Origin of the sequence: Corynebacterium sp. KPL1814, assembly GCF_000478175.1 — a bacterium.
Lineage (GTDB): Bacteria > Actinomycetota > Actinomycetes > Mycobacteriales > Mycobacteriaceae > Corynebacterium.
This window is the reverse complement of sequence record NZ_KI515775.1, coordinates 179,907-206,245: the sequence shown is the minus strand read 5'-3', so window position 1 is coordinate 206,245 and position 26,339 is coordinate 179,907. Positions and strand designations below refer to the sequence as shown.

Annotated in this window: 24 protein-coding genes; 14 read left to right on the top strand and 10 right to left on the bottom strand. The window is 58.6% G+C overall.

Annotated elements, in window-relative coordinates:
* Position 1 precedes the first annotated feature (1 nt).
* On the top strand, positions 2 to 583 hold the full coding sequence (locus HMPREF1257_RS04890; RefSeq protein ID WP_023026218.1) for a hypothetical protein: 582 nt from the start codon (positions 2 to 4) through the stop codon (positions 581 to 583).
* 16 nt (positions 584 to 599) lie between these two features.
* On the opposite strand, the gene nrfD is transcribed toward HMPREF1257_RS04890, so the two are convergent.
* From nrfD to pcp, 4 genes are read right to left on the bottom strand one after another with little or no spacing between them, the layout of a single operon-like run.
* The gene (gene nrfD / locus HMPREF1257_RS04885; RefSeq protein WP_023026216.1) at positions 600 to 1,715 is read right to left on the bottom strand and encodes an NrfD/PsrC family molybdoenzyme membrane anchor subunit; all 1,116 of its coding nucleotides are present in this window, start codon (positions 1,713 to 1,715) and stop codon (positions 600 to 602) included.
* Positions 1,712 to 2,770 carry a 4Fe-4S dicluster domain-containing protein gene (locus tag HMPREF1257_RS04880; protein ID WP_023026214.1) on the bottom strand — a complete coding sequence of 353 codons (1,059 nt, stop codon included), beginning with the start codon at positions 2,768 to 2,770 and terminating at the stop codon, positions 1,712 to 1,714. Before HMPREF1257_RS04880 ends, nrfD begins: the two co-directional genes overlap by 4 nt.
* Positions 2,771 to 6,046 carry a formate dehydrogenase-N subunit alpha gene (fdnG, locus tag HMPREF1257_RS04875; protein WP_232208520.1) on the bottom strand — a complete coding sequence of 1,092 codons (3,276 nt, stop codon included), beginning with the start codon at positions 6,044 to 6,046 and terminating at the stop codon, positions 2,771 to 2,773.
* A gap of 47 nt (positions 6,047 to 6,093) precedes the next feature.
* On the bottom strand, positions 6,094 to 6,693 hold the full coding sequence (gene pcp, locus HMPREF1257_RS04865) for a pyroglutamyl-peptidase I (protein WP_023026209.1): 600 nt from the start codon (positions 6,691 to 6,693) through the stop codon (positions 6,094 to 6,096).
* Positions 6,694 to 7,198: 505 nt separating this feature from the next.
* On the opposite strand from pcp, the gene HMPREF1257_RS04860 reads away from it, so the two are divergent.
* On the top strand, positions 7,199 to 8,560 hold the full coding sequence (locus tag HMPREF1257_RS04860; protein ID WP_023026207.1) for a dicarboxylate/amino acid:cation symporter: 1,362 nt from the start codon (positions 7,199 to 7,201) through the stop codon (positions 8,558 to 8,560).
* 45 nt (positions 8,561 to 8,605) lie between these two features.
* Here the strand turns inward: HMPREF1257_RS04860 and HMPREF1257_RS04855 are convergent, their stop codons facing one another.
* The 3 genes from HMPREF1257_RS04855 to ychF all read right to left on the bottom strand — a co-directional run bounded on the left by HMPREF1257_RS04855 (position 8,606) and on the right by ychF (position 11,548).
* On the bottom strand, positions 8,606 to 9,478 hold the full coding sequence (locus HMPREF1257_RS04855; protein WP_023026205.1) for a cation diffusion facilitator family transporter: 873 nt from the start codon (positions 9,476 to 9,478) through the stop codon (positions 8,606 to 8,608).
* Between the two features lie 352 nt (positions 9,479 to 9,830).
* Positions 9,831 to 10,364 (bottom strand): type 1 glutamine amidotransferase domain-containing protein, encoded by a 534-nt coding sequence (locus HMPREF1257_RS04850; protein ID WP_023026203.1) that lies wholly within the window; start codon positions 10,362 to 10,364, stop codon positions 9,831 to 9,833.
* Between the two features lie 98 nt (positions 10,365 to 10,462).
* Positions 10,463 to 11,548, bottom strand: coding sequence for a redox-regulated ATPase YchF (gene ychF, locus HMPREF1257_RS04845; RefSeq protein WP_005282143.1), 1,086 nt, complete (start codon positions 11,546 to 11,548; stop codon positions 10,463 to 10,465).
* 29 nt (positions 11,549 to 11,577) lie between these two features.
* On the opposite strand from ychF, the gene HMPREF1257_RS04840 reads away from it, so the two are divergent.
* The 3 genes from HMPREF1257_RS04840 to HMPREF1257_RS04830 all read left to right on the top strand — a co-directional run bounded on the left by HMPREF1257_RS04840 (position 11,578) and on the right by HMPREF1257_RS04830 (position 15,047).
* Positions 11,578 to 13,065, top strand: a complete 1,488-nt coding sequence (locus HMPREF1257_RS04840) for an AI-2E family transporter (protein WP_084529616.1) — start codon at positions 11,578 to 11,580, stop codon at positions 13,063 to 13,065.
* Positions 13,066 to 13,101: 36 nt separating this feature from the next.
* Positions 13,102 to 14,172 carry a DNA recombination protein RmuC gene (locus tag HMPREF1257_RS04835; RefSeq protein WP_023026198.1) on the top strand — a complete coding sequence of 357 codons (1,071 nt, stop codon included), beginning with the start codon at positions 13,102 to 13,104 and terminating at the stop codon, positions 14,170 to 14,172.
* A 65-nt stretch (positions 14,173 to 14,237) separates the two neighbouring features.
* Positions 14,238 to 15,047, top strand: a complete 810-nt coding sequence (locus tag HMPREF1257_RS04830) for a DUF6542 domain-containing protein (protein ID WP_023026196.1) — start codon at positions 14,238 to 14,240, stop codon at positions 15,045 to 15,047.
* A 77-nt stretch (positions 15,048 to 15,124) separates the two neighbouring features.
* Here HMPREF1257_RS04830 and HMPREF1257_RS04825 read toward each other — a convergent pair whose 3' ends face one another.
* On the bottom strand, positions 15,125 to 16,075 hold the full coding sequence (locus tag HMPREF1257_RS04825) for a 4-hydroxy-3-methylbut-2-enyl diphosphate reductase (protein WP_023026194.1): 951 nt from the start codon (positions 16,073 to 16,075) through the stop codon (positions 15,125 to 15,127).
* A 153-nt stretch (positions 16,076 to 16,228) separates the two neighbouring features.
* Here HMPREF1257_RS04825 and xseA point away from each other — a divergent pair, with 153 nt between their 5' ends.
* Genes xseA through HMPREF1257_RS04810 form a run of 3 tightly spaced genes read left to right on the top strand, consistent with a single transcriptional unit; the run spans position 16,229 to position 18,153 of the window.
* Positions 16,229 to 17,470 carry an exodeoxyribonuclease VII large subunit gene (gene xseA, locus HMPREF1257_RS04820; RefSeq protein ID WP_034659286.1) on the top strand — a complete coding sequence of 414 codons (1,242 nt, stop codon included), beginning with the start codon at positions 16,229 to 16,231 and terminating at the stop codon, positions 17,468 to 17,470.
* A 24-nt stretch (positions 17,471 to 17,494) separates the two neighbouring features.
* Positions 17,495 to 17,773 carry an exodeoxyribonuclease VII small subunit gene (locus tag HMPREF1257_RS04815; protein WP_023026190.1) on the top strand — a complete coding sequence of 93 codons (279 nt, stop codon included), beginning with the start codon at positions 17,495 to 17,497 and terminating at the stop codon, positions 17,771 to 17,773.
* Positions 17,773 to 18,153: a hypothetical protein gene (locus tag HMPREF1257_RS04810; RefSeq protein WP_023026188.1), complete on the top strand. Its 381-nt coding sequence runs from the start codon at positions 17,773 to 17,775 to the stop codon at positions 18,151 to 18,153. The genes HMPREF1257_RS04815 and HMPREF1257_RS04810 overlap by 1 nt, the downstream gene beginning before the upstream one ends.
* Here the strand turns inward: HMPREF1257_RS04810 and HMPREF1257_RS04805 are convergent.
* Positions 18,137 to 18,706 carry a DUF4245 domain-containing protein gene (locus HMPREF1257_RS04805; protein ID WP_023026186.1) on the bottom strand — a complete coding sequence of 190 codons (570 nt, stop codon included), beginning with the start codon at positions 18,704 to 18,706 and terminating at the stop codon, positions 18,137 to 18,139. The two genes, HMPREF1257_RS04810 and HMPREF1257_RS04805, sit on opposite strands and share 17 nt — an antisense overlap.
* Before the next feature lie 217 nt (positions 18,707 to 18,923).
* Between HMPREF1257_RS04805 and glpX the strand changes: the two genes are divergently transcribed.
* The 6 genes from glpX (at position 18,924) to HMPREF1257_RS04775 (ending at position 25,506) form a co-directional block, all read left to right on the top strand.
* Positions 18,924 to 19,937 (top strand): class II fructose-bisphosphatase, encoded by a 1,014-nt coding sequence (glpX, locus tag HMPREF1257_RS04800; RefSeq protein ID WP_023026184.1) that lies wholly within the window; start codon positions 18,924 to 18,926, stop codon positions 19,935 to 19,937.
* Between the two features lie 108 nt (positions 19,938 to 20,045).
* Positions 20,046 to 21,446 (top strand): class II fumarate hydratase, encoded by a 1,401-nt coding sequence (locus HMPREF1257_RS04795; RefSeq protein ID WP_023026182.1) that lies wholly within the window; start codon positions 20,046 to 20,048, stop codon positions 21,444 to 21,446.
* Between the two features lie 228 nt (positions 21,447 to 21,674).
* On the top strand, positions 21,675 to 22,298 hold the full coding sequence (locus HMPREF1257_RS04790) for a TetR/AcrR family transcriptional regulator (protein WP_023026180.1): 624 nt from the start codon (positions 21,675 to 21,677) through the stop codon (positions 22,296 to 22,298).
* On the top strand, positions 22,292 to 23,860 hold the full coding sequence (locus HMPREF1257_RS04785; protein ID WP_023026178.1) for an MDR family MFS transporter: 1,569 nt from the start codon (positions 22,292 to 22,294) through the stop codon (positions 23,858 to 23,860). Before HMPREF1257_RS04790 ends, HMPREF1257_RS04785 begins: the two co-directional genes overlap by 7 nt.
* The gene (locus HMPREF1257_RS04780) at positions 23,860 to 24,153 is read left to right on the top strand and encodes a DUF2316 family protein (RefSeq protein WP_023026176.1); all 294 of its coding nucleotides are present in this window, start codon (positions 23,860 to 23,862) and stop codon (positions 24,151 to 24,153) included. The genes HMPREF1257_RS04785 and HMPREF1257_RS04780 overlap by 1 nt, the downstream gene beginning before the upstream one ends.
* 162 nt (positions 24,154 to 24,315) lie before the next feature.
* Positions 24,316 to 25,506, top strand: a complete 1,191-nt coding sequence (locus HMPREF1257_RS04775) for an IS1249 family transposase (protein ID WP_034659221.1) — start codon at positions 24,316 to 24,318, stop codon at positions 25,504 to 25,506.
* Positions 25,507 to 25,700: 194 nt separating this feature from the next.
* On the opposite strand, the gene HMPREF1257_RS04770 is transcribed toward HMPREF1257_RS04775, so the two are convergent.
* The gene (locus tag HMPREF1257_RS04770; RefSeq protein WP_023026173.1) at positions 25,701 to 26,279 is read right to left on the bottom strand and encodes a GNAT family N-acetyltransferase; all 579 of its coding nucleotides are present in this window, start codon (positions 26,277 to 26,279) and stop codon (positions 25,701 to 25,703) included.
* Positions 26,280 to 26,339 lie beyond the last annotated feature (60 nt).

Genomic DNA, 26,339 nt, shown 5'->3' with positions numbered 1-26,339 from the left:
AATGAACCACCGCATTTTTAGCCTGCCCCTTGCCACCCTCGCCCTCGGCGCGGGCCTTGTCGCCTGCGCTGACGGGAGCACCAACCGCAGCTGCTCGCCCATCGAATTATCGGAACTGCGCACGTCCCTGCCAGACACCCTCATCGGCGCTAACCAGGATCCCGATTCCACCAGCGATGAGGATGACTCCTTCTCCGTGCTCTATGGCGGCGATTCGCCGGAGAAGGTCAGCGTACTGGGCACGAAATACGAGTCCGATAATGAGGCCGTGTGCCCCGATGACCCAGATGCGGCGGCAGAGCGCTACTTGGAGCTGGTCAATGAGGACATCGATAAGCAAAATGCTGCCCAAGGCCGCGCGGGAAATGAGTACAAGCCGTTCGATTTCACCGCAGCGGACCGGCATTTCTATTGCTCCGCCTGGGAGGTCGAGGATGCCATTTCGACCACCTGCGTGACCACGGTCCATGACGCGGCGGTGAACTATTATCTCCACCGCGATTCCGAGTCCTTAGAGGCGGAGCAATCGCGCATGCAGGAGATCGGCGAAGAGCTTGCCGATTCCTTCGCCAACCTCGACTAAACCTGACTGCCCAGCACTAACCTGCGCTGAGCACGTCGGTGGCAAGCCCCTGCTCGCGCCGGCGCCGCTCCGCGCGGCGTTTTTGCGGCCCCATCGTGGTGGCCGGGTTCTTGACCGCCTCCAAGCCAGCGTTGAGCACGCCAAAGCGCGTGCACGCAGAACCGGCAAGCAAGGCCAGGCCCGAAGCCACAGACACGGCGCGGGACTTCGTTGCCGCCGCCACCGCGCTGCCCACGCCGCCAGCGGCTATCAGGTATTCCGAGGCGCGCATAAGCTTACCTGGCGTTCCGTGGTGCAATTCCTCCCGCGGCTCCGGCTCCATATTGTTTTCTAATACCTTCGTCGTCGCGATATCGCTGGCCGCAGCCGCCATGCCCAAGGCGCGGGCGGGACCGGCGTGCTTTACCGGGGTTGTCACCATGGCCAGGCCAGAGGCTGCTGCCGAAGCCGAGGACACAAAGACATAGGGCAGGTGCCGCTTCATGTCATTCCATACCGGGTTGGACGTATTAGACAGCAATACCGCCGTATATCCGGCCAACGGGCCACCGAGCACACCAGTGACCGCCCCGGCCGGAGTCGCAGCCTTGCCCAGGCTCGCGCGCAACCACTTCGGCAGCGGCAGCTTCCGCTTGGTCGCATTATCCACCTCTACCGCGGCCGGAATGGCTGCCGCTGTGGAAAAGCCCGCAAGCAGCCACGATCCGAGCGACATCGGCGAGGTCACCTTGAAGACGCGGAACATATTCAATGCGCGCTCCGGCCGGCCCAGGTCCAAAATCAAAAAGACCGATCCTGCGGCCGCCGCGCCAAAGGCCGCTACCCGCGTGGTCCGGCGCAATGGCGCATTGCCTGCGGCCTGTGCACCGGTGGCCAAAAGCCCCGATCCGCCGGCAATGCCGCCCAAGAAGAAATACCCACCGATGGGCCACTCCCACGGTGGGGCCTTAACCACGGGCCTGCCGTAGTAGGAAGAAAACTCAAAGTCTTCTGCCATCCGCTCCTCTTTGGAGCCATCCTGCGCACCCGCGCCCGGGCGCTTGCGCTTCTTCTTGCGCTTCGGCCCATCGAAATTGCGGTAGCGATTCGGCCGCTCCGGCTGCGGTGGCCGGTACTCATCAAAACCGCTCATTTGCGCCCTCCAATCAAAAAGGAACCCGCCACGGCGAGTGCCATCCCACCGATGGCCTTGGCCGCGGTCTTATACATGCTCGGCAAATCCGCAGTGGGCACGCGCGGATCCGGCGGCAGGCCATAGACCTCTGGCGAATCTAGCAATAAGAAGATAGAGCCGGTTCCGCCCACGCCATCGTTATCATTGGCGCCATAGAGCCGCGCCTCCGTTATGCCCTGTTCGTGCAGGACGCGCACGCGATCCTTCGCCGCGGCCAGCATGTCCTCATAGGTACCGAACTGGATGGAATCAGTCGGACACGTCTTGGAACACGCCGGCTGCTCACCCTGTTTCAGGCGGTCATAGCACATAGTGCACTTTTGGGCGACGCCCACATTCTTAATCGGCATTGCCTCGCCCGGCGTGTGATCCGTGCCTTGGGGCTTGCGCTGCTTGAGCTTTTTGAGCACGTTGATGCCGGCGTGCGAATTATCCTGATAATCCACCGTGGCGGTCTTATCATATTTCAACGACACCCCGCCGTCATCGCGGCGTTCGATGACGCCGAAGGGGCACCCCGCCACGCAGGTTCCGCAGCCATTGCACACATCATCTTGGACCATCACGGTGCCAAACTCGGTGCGAAAGAGCGCACCCGTTGGGCACACATCCAAACATCCCGCATGCGTGCAATGCTTGCAGACGTCCGAGGACATCAACCACCGGAACGTATCCGTATCCGGCGGCGTGGTATCGACCTCGTCAGGCTTTCCACCGATGGTGGGCATGCCTAGGGAAATAAGCTGTTTTCCCTCTTCACGAGCCTTTTCGATACGGTCATTGTTTTGTTCCACAAAGGCTACGTGCCGCCACGTATTGGCGCCCAGGGCGCCGGTATTGTCATAGGAATTACCGGTGACGTCATATCCCTCTACCGGGTTGCGGTTCCATTCCTTACACGCCACCTCGCAGGCCTTGCAGCCGATGCACACGGACGTATCGGTGAAAAAGGCCATGCGGCGGTAGGAATCATAGCCGTGCCGGCCCACGTCCTCGGTCAGTAGATTAGTCATTTACTTACCTTCTTCGCCTTCGCTTGCCGTCTCATCATCACTACTATCTGCCCCAGACTGACCACGCTTTTCGGGCTCGGGATTATAGGTAAACGAGTCAGGAACCGACAACAAATCATTGCCGGAATCAACGCTCAACTGCGCCCGCTCCTGGTATTGCTTGAGCAGCTTCAAGCGGCCTTCTCCCCTCGGACGGCGGCCCGGCTGGATATCGCAGGCGCCGATCTTTGAGTTCTGAATGAACACATTCGGCTCGAGCGTAAGACCCAAGAGATCGTTGGCACCGTCACCGGCCACAGCGGTGGTCTCGGACTCGCCGTAGTGGAAGGGCAGGCCAATCTGGTGGAATTCTTCCCCATTAATCTTCAGCATCTGCATGCGATCGGTGACCAAGACCTGCGCCTCAATCACACCGCGCGGCGAGATAATCGTCGCCCACTCGCCATTTTCCAAGCCGCGCTTTGCGGCCAAGTCCTTATCCACCTCGCAGAATAGGCCCGGCTGCAGCTCCGCCAAATAAGGCAGGCGGCGCGACATCGCACCCGAGGTGTACATCTCCGTGAGGCGATAGGTAGAAAATACGAACGGGAAAACCTCTGCGCCAGGCATGCCCGGTTCTGGACGCTGCAGGTTATCCGGGCGCTTAATGGTCAAGCGCGTCGGTGATTGCTGCTGCTTATACAGCACGTTGGTCACCGGAGACTCCTGCGGCTCGTAGTGGGTGGGCAAAGGGCCATCGGAAAGCCCGGAAGGCGCAAAGAGCCACCCGCGACCGTCCGCCTGCATGATGAAGGCGTCCGTGCCATCAAGGGCGTCCGGACCGACGGCATCGGCGGGAGCCTTGTACTCGGGCGACTTCGTCACCGGGAAGTCAGGGACGTCATCGCCTACCCACTTGCCCTGGGCCTCGTCCCACCACACGTACTTCTTGCGCTCGGACCACGGGGTGCCATCCGGCTTGGCCGATGCACGGTTGTACAAAATGCGGCGGTTAGCAGGCCATACCCAGCCCCACTCGGGCGCGACCTCGTTCTGCTCCGAACCCGGGACCTTGCGCGCGGACTGGTTAACGCCGTCCTTGTACACGCCGGTGTAGATCCAGCAGCCGCCGGAGGTCGTGCCGTCATTCTTCATCTCCACGAAGGTGGGCAAAAGCTCGCCCTTCTTGGGACCATCCAGGTAGTAGCCGTTGATCTCTTTGAGGACGTCCTCCGAGTTCGGCTCGCCTTCCTCATTTTCCACGTAATCCCACGTCACCTTCTGAAGCGGGAGATCGCGCGGATCAGTGGAATCGCGCAGGCGTTCCTTCAGCTTCTTGCCCAGCTGGTAGAAGAACCACAGCTCGCTCTTGGCATCGCCTGGCGGCGGCGCCGCTTGGAAGCGCCACTGCAGCATGCGTTGGGTCTGGGTAAAGGTACCGGCCTTTTCCACGTGGGTGGCCGCGGGCATTAGGAAGACCTCGGTTTCGATGTCTTCGGTCTTCAGCTCGCCGTTTTTAATCTCCGGCGCATCCTTCCAAAACGATGCGGTTTCGATTTCTTGGAAATCGCGCACCACTAGCCACTTCAGCGATGCCAGACCGCGGCGCTGCATGCCACCATTGGACTGCGCCACCGCCGGGTTCTGACCAAAGACGAAATAGCCTTCCACCTGACCATTAAGCATGGCCTGCAGGGTTTCGTAAGTAGAATGCGCGCCGGAAATGCGCGGCATGAGGTCATAGCCCCAGTTATTTTCCTTGGTCGCCGCGTCTCCCCAATAAGACTTCATCAAGGACACGGCGTAATTTTCGCCGATCTGCCAGAAGCCCTTTTGGGACTCATCCCGGATCTCATCCACAAATTCCGGCCACGTCTGCTTTTCCACGCTCGGCATGGGCAGGTAGCCGGGCAGGGAGTGGAAGAGCGTCGGAATATCCGTGGATCCCTGAATGGAGGCGTGCCCGCGCAAGGCCATGATTCCCGAGCCTGGGCGGCCCACATTGCCCATCAAGAGCTGCAAAATGGCAGCGGTACGGATGAACTGAGCGCCCAAGGTGTGCTGGGTAAAGCCCAAGGCATAAGCGAAACACGTGGTGTGTTCCGGATCGGAATTCTGCGCAATGGAATCCGCCAGGTAGTAGAAGTCTTCCTGCGCGATGCCGCAGGTTTCTTCTACCAGCTCAGGGGTATAGCGCGCATAGTGGCGCTTGAGAATCTGGAAGACCGAATTCGGGTGCTCCAGAGTGTCATCGCGCTCCACATTCCAGGAAGAACCTTCCGGCTTTTGCACGTACTGCCACGAATCGGTCACGTACGTGCCGGTTTCTGGGTCATAGCCAGAAAACAGTCCGTCCAGTTCCTCGGTGTCCTGGTAATCCTCCGAGATGATCATCGGCGCATTGGTATATGCGACGACATAATCGCGGAAGTACAGCTCATTCTGGAGCATGTAGTTAATGACCGCGCCCAGCAGCACCACGTCGGTACCGCCGCGAATGCCAATGTGGCGATTGGAGAACGCAGAGGTACGCGTATACCGCGGATCCACGTGAATAATCCGGGCGCCACGCTTTTTGGCTTCTACGACCCACTGGAATCCCACCGGGTGACACTCGGCCATATTCGAACCCTCGATGACGATGCAATCAGCATTCGCCATATCCTGCAGCGGTTGGGTTGCGCCGCCGCGGCCAAACGAAGTTCCTAAACTAGGAACTGTGGCGGAGTGTCATATGCGCGCCTGGTTTTCGAGCTGCACCGCACCGGCAGCGGTAAAAAGCTTCTTGATGAGGTAGTTTTCCTCGTTATCCAAGGTCGCGCCACCAAGGCCGGCGATACCCATCGTGCGGTTGAGCGTCCGCCCCGAATCATCGGTGTCTTGCCAGCCCTTCCGGCGCGCTTCCAAGAAACGATCCGCGATCATGTCCATCGCGGTGTCTTCATCCAGCTCCTGCCACTCGGTGGAGTGCGGTGCGCGGTACTTAATCTTGGTCAATCGCGTTGCGGAGTTGACCAACTGCTCCGACGCTGAGCCCTTCGGGCACAAACGCCCGCGCGAAATCGGTGAATCCGGATCGCCCTCAATCTGGATGACCCGGTCATCTTTGACGTACACGCGCTGGGCGCAACCAACCGCGCAATATGGGCACACGGATTGCACCACGCGGTCAGCTTCGACCGTGCGCCCGTGCTTTTCCTTGCTCTTGGTTGATTGCGTATTGATATCCCGGCCAAAGGGATCGCCGCTACGCAGCTGGCGCACCACCGGCCAGTTGAGAGGACTTAAGCGAGACATGTCTTTAAATCTATATTTGGGCGGAAAAATTCTCTAGCAAGGTGACCCTAAGCGTTTTTCGCAACTGCGCTGATCGCGCATTCCACACCCTGTACGACGTCCGTAAGCTCCAGCATCGGGCTGTTTTCTTTATTCTGCTCCTTAATAAACGGTACGTGGATAAAGCCTGCTTTTACCTGCGTATCTTTCAAATGGTGCAACAGGCCATAGAGCAGGTGGTTGCACACAAACGTTCCCGCGGTGGTCGAGACCCGTGCCGGAATCTCAGCCTCCTGAATCGCTGCGACCATTGCCTTAACCGGCAGGGTGGAAAAGTATGCGGCCGGGCCGCCTTCAACCACTGGTTCATCGATTGGCTGGTTGCCCGCATTATCCGGTATGGAAGCATCCGCTAAGTTGATGCCTACTCGCTCCGGAGTGATATGGCTGCGCCCGGCGGCTTGCCCCAGGCAGACCACCGCGTCTACCCCTTCTTTCTCGGCCACAGCAATTGCCTGCTTCAGTGCTTCACCGAACACCGTGGGCACAGGGTGCTTGATAATCTGCGCGCCGCCGATTTCATCCGGCAGCTTATCGAGCGCGCGTTCCGTAGGGTTAATTTCTTCGCCACCAAAGGCATCAAATGCAGTTACCAGAATCTTCATCATTTCAGTATGGCAGATGACGGTGCTCCGCTGCTTCGATTCAGAGCTGTCCTTTTAGTTTGCGCATAGTACCCGCCCTTGCCGCTCACCGGAGGCGGCTTTTTACCAGGGCCCTGGGCTCGCGGTGAGCGCGAAGGTAAAGAGGACGAATTCGAGCGGACGAGCAGCACACTAAATCGAAAGTTAAGATGCATTTCCCCATACCCTTCCCCTTCGCGCTCACGGGAGATAGGCGAGCCAACCGAGATGATTCTCGCGGTGAGCGCGAAGGGCGGGGTTGCAGGATGAGGATTGAAGCGCGCGGGTTATAGAGCGCGGTGTGAGCGAAAGCATGAGTAGATACTGAACTGCTTTGTCTACAAAGCGGTCATAACAAATCTCCTGCTGCAAACGGGTCCCTTTTTCTTCATGGTTTGACGCGTGGAATAAAGTAAGACTGGTCAAAGTTGAACAGCACCGTACTCAACAAATAGTCAGACCTGTTCATTTTATTTCTAAAGGACGTTCTATGACACAAAAAGTTTCCTCTCGCTCCAAACTTCCTAGCTGGGCAACGGGGTTTGGCGCGCAAGTCATTGCGGGCCTTATCATCGGCCTTATCCTGGGACTGATCGCATCTGGCATGGATACCGATCCTGATAATCCAGGGTGGCTGACCAGCCTGCTCAGCGGTGTCGGTGGCGCCTATGTCCAGCTATTGAAGGTCATGGTTCCGCCGCTCATCTTCGCCGCGGTGGTCACCTCTGTGGCTAACCTGCGCAAGGTTGCCAATGCCGCATCCTTGGCCGTTTCTACGTTGATGTGGTTCGCCATTACAGCGTTCTTCTCCGTCATCGTGGGCATCGTCGTGGCATTGGTCATGAAGCCCGGTGCTGGCGCGAGCGTCGATGCATCCACCGCGGAGGATCCATCGAGCGTCGGTTCGTGGACTGCCTTCTTCGAGCAGCTGCTCCCTCAAAACTTCATTGGACTTACGGCCTCTGCTAGCGATGGCGAAGTTACCCTCAATTTCGGTGCGCTTCAGCTGCTGGTTATTTCCTTGGCCATTGGTATTGCCGCCGTACAGACCGGTAAGGCAGCCGATCCGTTCTTGCACTTTACGGAGTCCTTCCTCAAGGTCATCCAGAAAGTCCTGTGGTGGATTATCCGCCTGGCACCGATTGGTACCGCAGCGCTTATCGGTAAGGCCGTTGCTACCTACGGTTGGGACGCACTTGGCTCGCTGGGCAAGTTCGTCTTGGCAATGTATGTGGGTCTAGCCATCGTCTTCGCCGTGGTCTACCCTGCAGTGCTGAAGTTCAACAATATTCCGGTCAAGGGCTTCTACAAGCGCATCTGGCCTGTAACCTCCTTGGGCTTTGTCACCCGTTCTTCCATGGGTGTTATGCCCGCAACGCAACGCTTTAGCGAACGCGCCTTGGGCGTTCCCACCGAGTACGCGTCCTTTGCAGTGCCACTCGGCGCTACCACGAAGATGGATGGCTGCGCCTCCGTCTACCCCGCTGTTGCTGCGATCTTCGTCGCGCAATTCTACGGCGTAGACCTGGACTTCACGCAGTACCTACTCATCATCTTCGTCTCCGTTATTGGTTCCGCGGCTACCGCGGGTACCACTGGCGCGACGGTTATGCTCACGCTGACCCTGTCCACGCTGGGACTGCCGTTGGCTGGCGTTGGTTTGCTGCTGGCCGTTGAGCCCATCATTGACATGGGCCGTACGGCACTGAACGTCACGGGTCAGGCATTGTGCGCGACGGTCGTCGCCAAGCGCGCAGGCATCCAAAACCAAGAGGTGTGGGATGAAGCCGAAAACGGCGTTAAGCACATCATGGAGGAAGACTCCGACGAGGAAGTAAGCGTCAAGGCTTAATAAATCGCGAATAAAGGCCCCGGGCAGTACGCCTTGGGCCTTTATTTATTGCCGGAATGGAAGTGGGCGGCGATGCGCGACGCCGGCCGGCTCCACGTGAATAAACACACTGCATCCGGGGAAAAGCTGGTCAAGGGCGACTTCGACGTCATCGGCAATCTCGTGCGAGTATAAAACGCTCCAGTTCGCCGGCACCTCCATGGTCAGGTAGACCATTCTTTGCCTGCCGGAGGCTACCGTGCGCCGGTCCGTGAAGGTCACGGACTTTTCTTTTTCCAGTTCAGCTAAGAGATCCCAAATCTGATCCTGCTCTTCTTCCGGAAGGGCCTCAGAAAGCAGGCTGCTGACGGATTCGCGCAAAATCTTAAATCCCGTCCACAAGATATTGATGCCAACGGCTAGGGCGACGAGAGCATCGAGCCACAGCCAGCCCGTAAGATACACCGCAGCCATGCCGGCGAGGACGCCGACGGAGGTCCACACATCCGTAAGCAGGTGGTGGCCATCAGCATTCAGCGTCGCGGAACGATAGCGCTTGCCCGCCTTAATCAAGGCCAACCCGACGCCCAAATTGAGCAGCGAGGACAAGAGCGACAGCGCTAAGCCCCAGCCGCCTTCTTCAACGGGCTGGGGAGTAATGAGGCGCTGAACCGCGGTGTAGATGATGGCACCAGCGGCGAGGAAGATCATCGCGCCTTCTACCAACGCAGACACATACTCGGCCTTGCCGTGTCCAAAGTGGTGATTGTGATCGGCAGGCTTGGCGGAAATGCGCAAGGCGCAATAGCCCGCGATGGCGGCTGCGAGGTTCACGAGGGACTCAAGGGCGTCCGAGAAGAAACCTACCGAGCCCGTTAGCCAGGCCGCTAGGGATTTCAAGATAATCGTCGCCACCGCCGCGGCGATGGACAGCATCATAAAGCGCTCTAAAATGCGCTGCTCAGAACTTAAAGAAGACAAGGCCTACTACTCTCCCTTCGGCAACCAAAATCAGTCCGAAGGTCTCGTTCGCATCAAAAGCATCGATGCTGAGTGGCCGGGCTTTGAAGCCAGTGTGTCGACCAGTCATCGCGGCGCACGCGGGCGCCGTAGGAACTACTCCCCTTCTGGGTTCATAGGTTAGCAGACGGCGAGAATCCTTAAACATTCAACCAAATCCATGATCCGCCCTAGGGAACGCAAGGAGCCCATATAGACGAAAAATCTCCCTACGAGCCAGAGGGTTTCTCGCGCTCTGGCTCGTAGGGAGTAATTAAGGCTTTAGCCTAATTTAGTGCTGACCCTCTGCGAACTCTTCGACCAACTTAGCGTTGAATGCAGGCAGGTCATCCGGGGTACGGGAGGAGACCAAGCCCTGGTCGCAGTGGACCTCTTCGTCAACCCAGGTAGCACCTGCATTGCGGAGATCGGTCTGCAGGGACGGGAAGGACGTCAAGGTACGACCCTTGAGAGCGTCTGCATCGGCTAGAATCCAGCCGCCGTGGCAGATAGCGCCCAAGGGGCGGCCCTCGCCCATGTGCTTGCGCACGATGCTAACGGCTGCCTCGTCCAAGCGGATGAGGTCTGCGTTATTGGTGCCGCCAGGCAAGATGATGCCGTCGAAGGTCTCACCCTCGGAGTCCTGGGTCGTTGCATCAACGTTGATCTCGGTACCGTTCTTGCCCGTAATGGTGCCGGCCTTAGGCGCCAAAACCTTTACGGTAGCGCCTGCCTTTTGTACGGCCTCTAGCGGAGAGGTCAGCTCAGAGTCTTCAAAGTCATTCGTAGCAATGATTGCGATCGTCTTGTTATCTAGCTCAGCCATTATTATGACCTCCTTATTGTTGTTGGGTACGCAGATAGGGTAACTCTAAATTCCCGCGCTCGCCACGTTCCCTACCGCGACCTGCAACAAGCTAGGATTTAGCCGCCGATCTTAAAGTCACACACGTCGCCATCGTGCATGATGTAGTCCTTGCCTTCTTGGCGGACCTTGCCGTTGGCGCGCGCCTCGGCCATGGAGCCGGCGGCAACAAGATCATCGAAGGAGACGATTTCGGCCTTGATGAACTTCTTTTCAAAGTCGGTGTGAATAACGCCGGCAGCCTGGGGCGCGGCAGCGCCTTGCTTAATGGTCCACGCGCGGGCTTCCTTTTCACCAGCGGTGAGGTAGGTCTGCAGGCCCAAGGTGGAGAAACCGGCCTTAGCCAAAGTAGCCAAGCCCGGCTCTTCTTGGCCTACTGCCTCGAGCAGCTCGCTTGCCTCGTCCTCATCCAGCTCCAAGAGCTCGGACTCGGTTTGTGCATCGAGGAAGACGCAATCTGCTGGGGCGACGAGCTGGCGCAGTTCGTCCTTCTTGGCGGCATCGGTAAGCACAGCCTCGTCCGAGTTAAAGACATAGAGGAAGGGCTTAGCCGTCATCAAGTGCAGCTCGCGCACGAGGGAAAGATCAATCTCGCCGGTCTTGGCGGCGGCGAAGAGGGTGCGGTCATCCTCCAGGATTTCCTGCGCCTTCTTGGTGGCCTCCACCACAGGAGCCAAGTCCTTATTCTTCCGGGCATCCTTTTCTAGGCGCGGCAGGGCCTTCTCGATGGTCTGCAGATCCGCCAGAATGAGCTCTGTATTAATAACGGAAATGTCATTGCCGGGATCTACCTGACCATCGACGTGGATGACGTTGTCATCAGAAAAGGCGCGGACCACCTGGCAGATAGCGTCGGCCTCACGAATATTGGCTAGGAAGGCGTTTCCCATGCCCTCGCCCTGCGAGGCACCTGCGACGATGCCGGCAATATCCACGAAGGACACGGTCGCCGGCAAGATGCGCTCGGAGTTGAACATCTTAGCGAGGGTGTCCAAACGGGGATCCGGCAGCTCCACCAAGCCGACGTTGGGCTCGATGGTGGCGAAAGGGTAATTAGCCGCCAAGATTTCGGAACGGGTCAGGGCATTAAACAAAGTGGACTTGCCCACATTGGGCAAGCCGACGATTCCTAGTGTAAGACTCACGGGGCTAATCCTAACGCACCTACCGCGTTATGAGGCAAGATGGTGGGGTGAGTTCTGATAAGCAACCAACACCCGAAAAGCCGCAGGCGAGCCCGGGCGATAAAATGGACGGTGACTTCGACACCAGCCAATTGGACGACGTATCGCCACACCCCCCGGGCAATCAGGTCGATCGCTCCGTCATTGCGGGCGAAATGGTGAAATCGACCTCCCTGTGGGCCGTGCGCCTGCTGATAATTGGCGTTTTCCTTTTTGCGATCTGTCACGTCTTGGGTAGCTTCTGGCAGGGCATCCTGCCGGTGCTCTTGGCTCTTATTATCTGTACCGTGCTTCACCCCATGGCGCGTTGGATGCGAACAAAAGGACTGCCCGCAGGCCTGGCGGCGATTGTGACGATCCTGCTCTCCTCGGCCGCCGTCGGTGGGCTTATCGCCTCGGTGGCACCGGACTTCATGCGGCAATCCCAGTCGCTCTACCTACAAACGGTCTCCGGCATCCAGCAGCTCCAGGTTTGGGCCCAGGGCCCACCCCTGAACCTCGATAGCGACGATATGAGCACCTATATCGACGAGGCCGCAGGCTGGTTGCAGGAGCGTGCGGGCGTTATCGCCGGGTCTGTATTTACGGGTATCGGCAATGCCACCTCATTTTTCGTCACGGTGTTCATTGTCTTGGTGCTCACCTTCTTCTTCCTCAAGGACGGCACCAAATTCCTGCCGTGGCTGCGCGATGCCACCGGGCGGCGCGCCGGCTGGCACCTCACGGAATTGCTCACGCGCGCCTGGAATACCCTGGGCGGATTCATTCGGGCACAGGCGGTGGTCTCGCTTATCGATGCCATCTTTATCGGCCTCGGCCTCGTGCTTATCGGCGTGCCCTTGGCGATGGCCCTGGCGATCATCACCTTCATCGCCGGCTTCATCCCGTTCGTCGGCGCCATCGTCTCCGGCGCGCTCGCAGTGGTTATCGCCTTGGTGTCTTTGGGCTTTACCCAAGCACTGTTGGTCTTGGGCCTCGTTATTTTGGTCCAGCAGCTTGAAGGCAATGTCCTTTCGCCGTGGCTGCAGGCAAAGGCCATGAACCTGCACCCAGTTATTGTTTTGGTCTCCGTCATCGTCGGCTCCGCGCTCTTTGGACTCATCGGTGGGTTCCTGGCCGTACCGACCGCTGCGATGGTCGCAGTGGCTTATCGCTACGTGCAGGACATGATGAAGCTGCAGTCCGGGGAAAAGCACTCCTCCGAGCTCAACTACTCCACCGTCGCGGGCTATCTCATCGGCCGCTATACCGAAGAGCAGGCGCAATACAAGCGCGAGCAATGGCGCAAGGTCCCAGAACACGCCAACCCCGATATCGCCGGCGCCGATGCGGCTTCCGATGGCGACTCCACCACGCTCGATGACTCCGTCGACGTCGACTCCACCCCAGAGGACTATGACGAGCCGAGCATGCGCTCCAACCTGCGCCGGGCGCGGGATGCCTTTGAAAATCTTTTGAACGGAGATTCGAATAAATAGTGTGCCGTGTCGGCAGCACGTGTCATAGTGGATTCCATGACATCCACTTTGCCCGTGCTGCTGCTGTTTATCGGTCTCCTATTGGGCGCCGTGCTGGGATGGCTGGCCCACTCTCATTCCGCTTCCCGCTCCGCGCCGAGCGAGGAGCACCGGGCGCTGCAAGAATCCCAACGCCGCCAGGCCGAGCTACAGCCGTTAGAAAAGGCCATGGATAGGCTCGGATTCCAGCTCCAAGAATTGGAAGAAGACCGCACTGCCCACCTGGCCTCCCTCTCCAGCCAAGTGCAGGCCGTGACCCGCACCTCGTCTCGGCTAACAGAGCGCACGGATCAGCTCGTGACGGCCCTCCGCTCGCCCAATGTGCGCGGGCGGTGGGGCGAGATCCAGCTAGAGCGCGTCGTCGAACTCGGCGGCATGAGACGGCACGTGGACTTTGATTCCCAAGTCTCTGCGCCCTTAAACGGCCGCATCGTGCGCCCAGATATGCTCATCAACTTGGCCGGTGGCAGGCATATCATCGTCGATGCCAAGGTCCCGTTTTCTTCTTACCTCGATGCGCTGGAGACCGAGGATCCAGAAGAACACGCAGGCTACCTGCGCCGCCACGCGCATCAGCTGCGCAGCCACATCCAGGCGTTGTCCCACAAAGACTATATTGAGGCCTTCCAACCGACCCCGGAATTCGTGGTGCTCTTCGTGCCCGCGGATCCCTTCCTCGATGCGGCTCTATCGGTCGATCCTGAGCTCATCGAGTTCGGGTTTGAGCGCAACGTCGTCATCGCCACCCCGAGCTCACTCTTCGCGCTCTTGCGCACGGTGGCTATGGGGTGGCACCAGGAAGATATTTCCGCCAAGGCAAAGGAAGTCAAACGCTTGGGACGCGAGCTCTATTCGCGGCTCAATACCCTCTCGGAGCACTACGGCAAGGTGGGCCAGAACCTCGAAAAGGCAGTAGAAGCCTATAATTCCACGCTCTCCTCGCTGGATTCACGCGTGGGCGTGACCGCCCGCAAACTGCACGAAATGGAGATTCCCGGCCACACGAACAGGGCACCGCGGGAGCCTTCCCCCATTGATACGTGGCCGCGCGGGACAAATTCTTCCTAAAATCTAGGCAGTTTTACTGCGTGGATATAGCCATTGGCCCGCGCCAGACGGTAGGATTTTGCGACGTGTCACTAGCCAAACAACGAAAGCCTACCGCCGCGCAAAGCCTGAGCATGCCGAGCATCTCGCTGCTGAAGGGCCTTGGGCTATTGGCGGCACTTTTGCTCACCGGCGCATTGATTTCCATTCAGGCTGGCTCCATAGGCTGGATGTACTTTGCCTTCCTCATCATCAGCTCGCTGCTCATAGCGCTCATCGTTGAGGAGCGGGGATTATTCCTGTCCATCGCGTCCATCCCCATTTTGTACGCGGTAACCGTGGTGACGGCAGGAGTCTTCATCACCAAGTCCAATGCTCCAGAAGGCAGCAGTTTTTCTAAAACGTCGCTGCTGACCTCCGTGTATCCGCTGGTCCAGAACTTCCTGTGGTTGCTTATCGCGGTTCTCGGCGCGACCGCAATCGGCATTCTGCGCTGGATGCGCTTCCGCAAGGCCGCCCAGCGCGCCGTGAATCAACAAAAGGCCTCGCGGCGCGCGGACATGAAGCGAGACCGTCAGAACCGCACTGAACGGCTTTCCGTGGCGGAGCTTATGGCCCGCGATAGATCCGAAAACCCGCAGGCCTCATCCCTACGCTCCTCCCGCCGTAGATCGCATGCACAAGCGCGGCCGCCGCAGAAACCGCAAGACCGCATCCGCGGCCGCGACCGGGAAGAGCGCCGCCGCGAGCAACAGGCAGAACGCGAAAAACGCCTGCAGCCGGATCCGAACCGGCGCGCGGGGGACGTGATACCACCGGCCCCCGAACCAGGTCCCTCTTCTTCACCAAAAGACACTGCCAAAAAGCAGCGTTGGGACGACAACCTCTATGAATAAACTAAACCGTGAGCCGTCGGCACTCTTTAAGAGGCCGCTAGGCTCACGGTTTTTCGTTGCTTCTAAGTGCTGCAGCGCTAGGTACGGGCGGGGCGCAGATCGCGCGGAAGCGCGAAGGTAATGGATTCCGTAGAGGTGGTTACTTGCTCCACGTCATTAAAGCCGCGATCATCCAAGTACTCGAGCACCTCGCGCACCAAGAGTTCCGGCACGGAGGCGCCACAGGTCACGCCAACGGTCTCTACGCCGTCTAACCACGATTCATCGATCTCTGCGGCGAAGTCCACCAAGTGGGAGTCGCGCGCGCCTGCTTCGAGCGCGACCTCTACGAGGCGCACCGAGTTGGACGAGTTCTTTGATCCCACCACGATCATCAGATCGCACTTCGGCGCGATGGCCTTGACGGACTCTTGCCGGTTTTGGGTGGCGTAGCAAATATCATCTGACGGCGGGTTTTCCAGGTGTGGGAAACGCTCGCGCAGCTTATTGACGATCACGACGGTCTCATCCACCGAAAGCGTGGTCTGTGACAGCCAGATGAGCTTTTCATCCTGGAGGTAGTCCGGCAGCTTGTCCACGCCGTCAACGCCATCGACCAGGTGCGTGACATCGGGGGCCTCGCCCGCGGTGCCTTCTACTTCTTCGTGGCCTTCGTGGCCCACGAGGAGGATGTGGTAACCATCGCGCTCGAAGCGCTGGGCTTCCTTGTGCACCTTGGTAACCAAGGGGCACGTGGCATCCAGGGTCAATTGCTTGCGCTCTTGCGCCTGATTGCGCACCGCCGGGGAGATGCCGTGGGCGGAGAAGACGAGGTGAGCACCCTCCGGGGCCTCGGCTGCCTCTTCAACGAAGATGACCCCGCGCTTGGCCAAAGTTTCAACGACATAACGGTTGTGGACGATTTGCTTGCGTACATAAATGGGTGCGCCGTATTTTTCTAGCGCCTTTTCTACGGTCTCGACGGCGCGGTCCACTCCAGCGCAGTAACCGCGCGGTGCCGCGAGGAGAACATTTTTACCATCAGTCATGCCTCCCAGAGTATCGAAAGGTAAAGCAAAACAATAGTAAGGCCTATCCAGCAGCAAAAGCGCCGATCTAGGCCACCCAAGCGGGGCGGTACTTGTCTGGAGCACCTAGACTAAAGGGCACCGTAGGGCGCTGTAGAAGGAAAGGGTGGCTGCGTGAACCAACCGGCAAATACTCCAGAGACCCCCTGGCCTGTGGGCCAGGTCAATGACCAGGTGAAGGGGTGGATCGAGCGCCTTGGATATCTGTGGGTGGAAGGCCAATTAACGCAGATCAATTACAAGCCCACCTGGAAGCTGTCTTATCTCACCCTGCGCGATGTGCAGCAGGAAAAGTCGGTGCAATTGACCTGCTCTTCCTCAATGCTGCACAACCTGCCCACGCCGCTGAAGGATGGCGATCGCGTCATCGTGCACGGCAAGCCCGCCTTTTATGCCGGCCGCGGGTCCTTTTCCTTGTGGACCACGGAGATCCGGCACGTGGGCATCGGCGATCTATTGGCGCGCATCGAAAAACTGCGCGCGCAGCTCGCCGCAGAGGGCCTCTTTGATCCCGCGCGCAAGCGCCCGCTTCCCTACCTCCCGCAGAAGATTGGCCTAATTACCGGCCGCGGTTCTGCCGCCGAGCGCGATGTCATGGCAGTCGCCCGCGACCGGTGGCCGGCCGTGCAATTCCGGGTCATTAATACTCCGGTTCAGGGGACCAATACCGTCCCCGAGGTGATTTCGGCCCTGCAGGAGCTGGACGCCGATGCGGAGATTGATGTCATCATCATCGCCCGCGGCGGCGGTTCCGTGGAAGATCTATTGCCCTTTTCTGAAGAAGCCCTGCAACGCGCCGTCGTGGCTGCCAGCACCCCGGTAGTCTCCGCGATTGGCCACGAGCCAGACAGCCCGGTGCTGGATAATGTCGCAGATTTGCGCGCGGCCACGCCCACGGATGCCGCCAAGCGCGTGGTGCCTTCCGTGGCAGAAGAACGAGCGATTATTGCAGAGGCGCGTTCCCGCATGGCGGCGGCGTTGCGCGGCTGGGTAGAACGCGAGCGCCGTGGACTGGATAATATCCGTTCCCGGCCGGTATTGGCTGACCCTATGACGCCGATCCGCGCCCGGCGCGAGGAGATCGAGCGCATGCGCACGAGCATGCGCCGCGAGCTGCGGGTGCTCTTGGACCGCGAGACCCGGCACGTGGAATCCCTGCGCGCACGGGTTTCTGCTTTGGGGCCCTCAGCCACGCTCGCCCGTGGGTATTCTATTGTCCAGGTATTGCCCAAAGACGGCAGCGATCCGGAGGTAGTTAGCTCTTATGAACAATCACCGCCCGGCGCGCAATTGCGCATTCGCGTGGGCGATGGTTCCATCACTGCCGTGTCCATGGCCTCCAAGGCCGCCGATTAGCCAGAAATAGTAGGAGAATTGCTGATGTCAGATGAAACTATTGGTTCCGGCCAGCCGGGCCAGGATGCCTTTACTCCCGTAGAGGAATTGAGCTACGAACAGGCGCGCGATGAGCTCATTGAAACCGTCAAGATTCTAGAGCTCGGCCAGATGGGCTTGGACGAGTCTCTGAAGTATTGGGAGCGCGGCGAGGCGCTTGCTCGCACGTGCGAGTCCCACTTGGATGGCGCATCCAAGCGGGTGGAGGATGCCCTTGAAAAGGCGGAACACAGCGAGCAGCAGGCTGAGGAGGGTGAAGAGTAATGCAGATTTATGGTTACCCGGGAAGGCGGATTGATTTCGTCTCCAAATCGGCATCGGCAGGCTCCATCATGGGCGGCGATTCCCGCGCGCTGGTAGAGGAATTTTTCGGGCCGGCACATACCAGCACCCAGGTTTCGGCCACAGAGGAGGAATTGAGTTACTTTTCCCGGTCCATCGTGCTGCTGCTTGCCGATGCCAAAGTGGTCCAAGTCTCCATCTACCCGCAGCGTTCCCAGCGCGAGCGCGTGGACGTCTACCTAGAAAAGACGCGTTTGAGCGGGCTGGATGCCGCTGCCTTGGACGAAGCCACCGGTGATACAGAAGGAATCACAGTGCAAGCGGACGCCGAGGGGCTCAGCGAGGTTACTTTCCGCTTATAGGTTCGGCCTTGATGAAGGCCTCGGTGGCTGCAGCGAATTCTTCATCGGGGGCTGCACCGGAGATGATGAGGCGGGCATCGCCCAAGTCGGCGATCCACAAGCGGCGCACAGAATCGTCGTCACTTGCCAGCACGCGCACCTGATGGCCGGCTACCTCGCGCATTGAGTTCAGCCCGCGATAGTTAGCGTCGTATTTTTCGCCCGCCTCTTCTGCAGAAACCTGGGTTTGGGTGGATTCCACGTAGTTTCCATCCGCGGTAAGCCAGCTGACGACGGTGGCTGTGTCGCCGCCTAGCTGCGAACGGCGGGCCGCATTGGCCTGCCAGCCTTCGGGCATCTGGGGATCTCGGATAGCACCAATACCGGCGCGAGCCTGCGTATCCAGGAAGGTCTCCTCGTCTACCTCTTGAACTGGGCCTTGCTCTGTTTCCGGATTCACCGAGCAAAGCCCCGTCGCGCCCACCACGAGCAACATCATGACCACCACTACGGAAAGGGACAAAATGATGTCGCGAGCGCCTTCGAAAATCTTCGGTCTTTGTTCTGCAGCCACGCGCCTTAGTATCGCATGAGCCACCGTGAAAGTGCCACATGCCTCCCGCGTGCGCACATTCGCGCCGATAATGCTGCCTAGAGAAAGGAAAAACCCCGCAAAAGGGGCCCCAAATCGGACCTATTGACGCCAAAAAGTGCCAGAATAGGACAAGTAGAACACTAATCGCGTGGGAATTACCCCCACGGTGAGAAAACATGGAAGGCAACCACTACACATGTCCGAAAATACTTCTTATTTGCCCGACCGTAACTTGGCCATGGAGCTGGTGCGCGTGACCGAAGCCGCCGCCTTGGCCTCTGGCCGCTGGGTTGGTCGTGGCATGAAGAATGAGGGCGATGGCGCGGCAGTCGATGCCATGCGCAAACTGATTAACTCCGTGGCGATGCAGGGCGTTGTCGTCATTGGTGAGGGCGAAAAGGATGAGGCCCCGATGCTCTTCAACGGTGAAGAGGTCGGCACGGGCGAAGGCGCGGCGATGGACATTGCTGTGGACCCGGTAGATGGCACGCGATTGATGGCCGAGGGCCGCCCCAATGCCATTTCCGTAATCGCCGCCGCAGAGCGCGGCACCATGTATGACCCATCTGCGGTCTTCTACATGGAAAAGATCGCCGTGGGCCCAGAAGCCGTCGGATCCATCGATATCAACCAGTCCGTGCAATGGAATATCGAGTCCGTGGCCAAAGCAAAGGGCCTGCGCACCGCCGATATCACCGTGGTGGTATTGGACCGCCCGCGCCACGAAAAGCTCATCCAGGAGATCCGCGAGGCAGGAGCCAAGGTGCGCCTCATTATGGATGGCGATGTGGCAGGTGCCATCGCCGCCTGCCAGGATTCCAACTCCATCGACATAATGATGGGCATTGGAGGTACCCCTGAGGGCATCATCACCGCCTGCGCCATGCGGTGCATGGGTGGCGAGATCCAGGGCAAGCTGTGGCCGAAGGATGAAGAAGAAGCAGAAAAGGCCCGCGCTGCCGGACACGACTTGGATAAGGTCTTGGGCACCAATGATTTGGTTTCGTCGAAGAACTGCTACTTCGCCGCTACCGGCGTGACCAATGGTGACATGCTGCGCGGTGTTTCCTACCGCAATAATGGTGCCTCCACCCGTTCGCTGGTCATGCGTTCCAAGTCCGGCACCATTCGCTACGTCGATTCCTTCCACAAGCTGGCTAAGCTGCAGGAATACTCAGTGGTGGACTACTCGGACCCCACCAAGAACTAAACCTCACCCCCAAATGGCGGGGCAGACTCGGGCTTTTCACCCACTGATTTTTAGCTTTTCGCCATACTGGGGGTAGGTGCACACAATCAATCAACCGAGGTGATTCTCATGACCGAATACCGTACCGAACATGACACTATGGGCGAGGTTAAAGTTCCCGCTGATGCCCTGTGGCGCGCACAGACCCAGCGCGCGGTAAACAATTTCCCTATTTCCGGCCGCGGCTTGGAAGATGCGCAGATTCGTGCGCTTGGCCTGCTCAAGGCTGCATGCGCACAGGTCAACAAGGACTCCGGCAGCCTGGATACAGAAAAGGCAGACGCCATTATCGCCGCCGCACAGGAAATCGCGGATGGCAAGCACAACGATGCCTTCCCCATCGATGTATTCCAGACCGGCTCCGGCACCTCTTCCAATATGAACACCAACGAGGTCATCGCCTCCTTGGTGCATAAGCAGGGCGTAGAGGTTCACCCGAACGATGACGTCAACATGGGCCAGTCCTCCAATGACACCTTCCCCACCGCCACCCACGTGGCGGCTACGGAAGCGGCTGTCAATGACCTCATTCCGGGCCTAAAGGTCCTGCACGAGTCCTTGACTAAGAAGGCGAAGGAATTCGCGGACGTCGTCAAGGCCGGGCGCACCCACCTCATGGACGCCACCCCAATCACCTTGGGCCAGGAGTTCAGCGGCTACGCCCGCCAGGTGGAGCTCGGCATCGAGCGCATCGAGGCTACCCTCCCGCGCTTGGGCGAGCTCGCCATCGGTGGTACCGCCACCGGCACCGGCCTGAATACCTCCGCTGAGTTCGGCGGCAAGGTGACTGAGGAGCTCAAGAAGCTCACCGGCGTGGAAAACCTGAAGGAAGCAGAAAACCACTTCGAGGCACAGGCTAATCGCGATGGCCTCGTAGAGTTCTCCGGCGCCATGCGCTCGGTGGCCGTATCCTTCAACAAGATTGCCAACGACCTGCGCATGCTGGGCTCAGGCCCACTGACCGGCCTGGCAGAAATCCACCTGAAGGACCTGCAGCCTGGTTCTTCCATCATGCCGGGCAAGGTCAACCCGGTTATCCCTGAGGCGGTCACCATGGTGGCCGGCCAGGTTGTGGGCAATGACGCAGCCGTTGCCTTTGGCGGTGCGCAAGGCCAGTTCGAGCTCAACGTCTTCATCCCGATGATGGCGCGCAACGTGCTCGAGTCGGCTCGCCTGCTGGCTAACTCCGCCCGCGTCTTTGCTGAGAAGTGCGTCGACCACATCGAGGCCAACGAGGAACGCATGAAGCACTTCGCGGAATCTTCCACTTCCATCGTGACCCCACTGAACTCCGCCATCGGCTACGAGAACGCCGCTAAAGCCGCAAAGCACGCTCTCAATGAGAAGATCACCGTCCGCCAGGCCGTCATTGACCTGGGCTTTGTTGACGGAGAGAACCTCACCGAGGAAGAGCTGGACAAGCGCTTGAACGTATTGAGCATGACCAACCGCGAGCGCGACAATATCTAAGCTAAGCCACTTTTAGCGCTAACACCCCCGCTCGGAAATCACTCCTGAGCGGGGGTTTCACATGACTGAAGGCGCTTCCCGAGCACAGGAAGCACAGGTAAGTAAGGGGAGGAGGGGGGCATCGGTAAGCGCAGGCTGTGAACTACACCATAAATTCGGCGTACACATCTACAAAATCACCCATTTTGCACTTGGTGCAAGTTTGCACCGAGTGTAAAGTTGCATTCTGTGCAAGAAGAACTATCACTACGCGAGCAGAAACGCCTAGAAACGCGGCTACGCATTGAGGATGCCGCCACCGAATTGGTGGACAAGCATTCCTTTGGCGAGGTCACTATTGAAGAGATCTGCGAACTAGCCGGTATTTCTCGGCGCACGTTTTTTAATTATTTCGATTCGAAGGAATCCGCCGTGCTTGGGGCGCCAAGTGCTGACTTCACCGAGGAAATGCGTGAGTATTTCCTCCACGAACCCACCACCAACATCATGGAACTAGTCCTTAACCTGGTGGAACAGCATATGGAGGGCCATCACGTTAATCCCACCATTCGGGAGCGACGCAAGCGCATTGCTAATGACCCAGAGGCGGCCGCCGCCTCCATTAGCCGCAAGCGGGCAAAATCCATCGAGCTTATTGGGCTCATCGAAGAGCGCCTTGACCGGGAACCGGAACTGCGCATTCTCGAGGGCCAGTCCACGGCAACGGAGGCCATGGTCATCGCCGGTGTGGTCCGCGAGGCCCTCTGGCTTTCCATTGCCGCCCCCGATAGCGATTGCAGCGACGCCCTGAGGTCGCGTCTGAATGATTCACTGATGTTGATTAATGATTTTATGAAAGGAATCCGATGGTAGATACAGCCGAAAAGGCTCCTGCGCAGGGCCAGTCGCGGGCGGATAACCTGGGGCTCATTTTCTCTGCGCTCGTGCTCACCATGTTGATGAGCTCGCTGGGCCAGATGATTTTCTCTTCCGCTTTGCCAACGATTGTTGGTGAGCTTGGCGGCGTTGACCACATGAGCTGGGTCATCTCCGCATTCCTTGTCACCATGACCATTGCCATGCCGATTTCCGGCAAGCTGGGTGACATGCTGGGCCGCAAGTGGCTCTACATTGGCGGCATCGCCGTCTTCGTCGTCGGATCCGCCGTCGGTGGTTTTGCCGATTCCATGACGGTCCTCATCGTCGCCCGCGCCGTGCAAGGCTTTGGCGCTGGGTTCATGATGATTTCCTCACAGTCCATCATCGCCGAGGTCACCTCCTCGCGCGAGCGCGGCAAGTTCATGGGCATCATGGGCGGCGTCTTCGGCCTGTCCTCTGTCCTCGGGCCCGTCTTGGGCGGCTGGTTTACTGATGGCCCCGGCTGGCGTTGGGGCATGTGGATGAACATCCCGCTCGGTCTGCTGGCCATGGTGGTCTGCATCTTGGTGCTCAACCTGCGCGTGGGCCAGGCCGATATGAAGCGCTTTGACTGGCTTGGCGCCACCTTCATCGCCATTACCACCGCTTCCCTTATCCTCATGACCACCTGGGGCGGCACCGAGTACGACTGGGATTCCTCCATGATCCTCACCCTCGGCGCCATCACCCTCGTCGGCGCCATCATTACCACCATCGTGGAATTGCGCGCTGCCGAACCGCTTATCCCGGTTCGCCTCTTCAAGAACCGCAACATGGCCCTGACCACCCTGTCCGGCGTCATTTTGGGCCTAGCCATGTTCGGCGTGCTGGGCTATATGCCCACCTACCTGCAAATGGTCCACACCCTATCACCCACCAAAGCTGGCCTGATGATGATTCCGATGATGGTTGGCCTTATCGGCACCTCCACCGGTGTCGGCTTCATCATCGCCCGCACCGGCCGCTACAAGATCTACCCCCTCATCGGCCTCGCCATTACCGCCGGTGCACTCTTCTGGATGTCCCGCCTGTCGGTAGACACATCCCTCACTCAACTGGGATTCGAGTTCCTCGCTTTCGGCATCGGCCTGGGCATGGTCATGCAGGTGCTGGTCCTCATCGTCCAGAACTCCTTCCCGCTCTCCCAGGTGGGCACCGCTACCGCGGCGAATAACTTTTTCCGCCAGATCGGCTCTGCCCTGGGCGCTTCCCTGGTCGGTTCCATGTTCATCAATAACATGCAGGATGAGATGGCCAACCGCCTGCCGCAGGCCATCCAGCAGCTCGGCCCTGAGGGCGCGGCCTATGCCGAAAAGTTCAGTAACGCTGATGGCAATGCCAATAGCCTCACGCCGGATTTGGTGTCTTCCCTGCCAGAGCCGCTCGAGCAGGCAGTATTAAATTCCTATAATGACGGCCTGACCCCGGTTATCGCGCTGATGGTGCCGCTCGTCATCGTCGCCCTCCTGGTCCTGCTTCCCCTGCGCGAGGACCGCCTGAAGGAGACGATCGATTAATGTCTCTCAACCCCGCAGAAACCGCCGCTACTAGCAGGGAGTTGCATGCATTGCGCGATAACCTGCCGCTTGCCGATGCCCCCATCGAGTCCGCCCTCGGCTACCAACCCGGCGGCCTCGCGGAGGTGCTCGATATCGAGGCAAGCCCCATCGAGGTTTGGCGCACCCGCGATTACCTCGTGGCCTTGGCCGAGCGCGAAGGCATCGCCGTGCCACCCTTTAGCCGCCTGAGCGATTCCATGCGTCCACAGGCACAGAGATGGTTTGGGCGCTGGGAGGTGCCCGCAGTCTAGGGTTAAGTAGCAGGAAGTGTGTCTCGGTTTCAGCGTAAGCGCTGGTTAGCTTGTTTAAATAGGAGCTGAATAAGCTTCTGGGGCTTATTCGGCCCTGCTTTTTGTTCAATCCACCGGAATGGCACCTGCATGTGGTATGTGGTGAGCTGGTTGAATTTTCCGGTGACTACTAACCGACCACGATGCCCTATTTGTGCAGGGCAGATGAAGAAAAATGGCACAACATCCAAAGGGAAAACCAGATGGCGATGCAAAGACCCCAACTGCGGAAGCTCCCTAACGCGCCAACGAACTGACCATACCCAGTCCCGGGACTTCCGCGCCTTCTACCGCTACGCGGTATCTACAACGTCATTGAACCAGCTCGCTCAGCAACAAGGAATAAGCCGGTGGACTCTCAACCGCCGGTTTGAACCCTTTTGGCTTATCGATATCCCTAATACCCCGGACCCTCACCGAATCTACGACCAAATCTTCATCGACGGCACCTACACCGCGGCAGGCTGCCTGCTTGTCGCAGCAAGCCATGACCACGTCATTGCCTGGCACTGGGCTAAAAAGGAATCCACCGACGCCTATATTCAATTACTTAAAAACATAGCGCCACCGTTATGCGTCGTACTTGATGGCGGACTCGGCGCCCAATCAGCCATCGCAACATGCTGGCCACACACACCAATCCAGCGCTGCCTAGTCCATGCCCAACGCGTAATCCGCCGATACACCACCAGCCGGCCACGCACCGATGCCGGCAAAGCCATCTATGGCCTAGCACTGCAATTAACCAAAATCAGCACCCTAGACCAAGCACGGGAATGGACGAAGAACCTGCATGACTTCGGCCAGGTCTATAAACACTTCCTTTCCGAGAAAACCCTGACCCCTACACACCGCCGCAGGTCCAACCGTAAGTGGGAATGGACCCATTTACGCGTTCGCCAAGCCTATAAATCACTGCGAAACCTTTCGCAGAAACAACATCTATTTACCTACCTTAAGCCACCACCACATGCTCTTATGCCACAGCGTTGGGTAGCAACGACAAACAGCCTCGAAGGCGGAGTTAACGCCCCGCTCAAACGCATCGCTGATGCTCACCGTGGAAGAACAGGAGAACGACAACGCAAAATGCTGGAATGGTACCTGTATTCACAAACACAACTGCCTGACGACCCATTAGAGATCGCCAGGCAGTGCAATTTCGGGCAAGACCAACTCGCCAAAGTCCAAGGCCTTACCCCAGAAGACCACAACACAGCCGACCCGGAAACAGGCCGACCAGCCTTCTACGACAACGCTATCCCAACCGAATACTCACACTCCATAGGAATCAGAAAAGGACCCATGAAATGACAAAAGGCGCCCAACCGACGACACGCCCACCAGACACACATTTTGCTACTTAACCCGCAGTCTAAGGCCGCGTATCTCACCAAGCTTTACCTACGCACACTGCGTGGTAGAAAACAACGAAAGGCCGTAGCGACCGGAATGATTAATTCTCCCCGGCATCGCTACGGCCTTCGTGGTTAAATGGCACAGCGCCTTTAGAGGTGCTTTTCCTCCGGCTTGGGAAGCAGGAGCTCGTAGACATCGGTATCGCGCCACTGACCGGCCAACTCGCCATAGGTCATCTTGGCCATGTGTGAGTAGGTGCCGACCTTTTCAAACCCGCGAGACTTGTGCAGGCCCGCAGAACCTTCATTTTCTGGGAAGATCCAGGAGTGGATGGCCCACTTGTGCAGGTCCTTGCACACTTCAATGAGGCAATCGAGCAAGGCCCCTGCAATGCCACGGCCTTGGGCATCAGATCCCAAGTAAATGGAATCCTCTACCACCCCGTGGAAGACGGTACGCGAGGAAATCGGGGCGGCCGAAACCCACCCCAATACCTTAGAATCGTCGTCTGCCTCAACGGCTACGTGCACCGAGGCCATGATCTTGGAGCTCGTAAATTCTTCGTAGGTCAAGGATCGGGTTTCATAGGTAGCATGGCCGGTTTGTAGGCCCTGCTCGTAGATGTCCCGCATCTGCGGGTAATCGGCCGAAGTGAAGGGCCGAATACGGAAATCCTTTTTCTTATCGTCCGCAGAAGTCTGCTTGGCGTTCTCGCTCATAGGCACCATTATTACTGGTCTTGGATAATTTTTGCCATATAGATTTCATTAAATTCGCTGTCTGCGAAT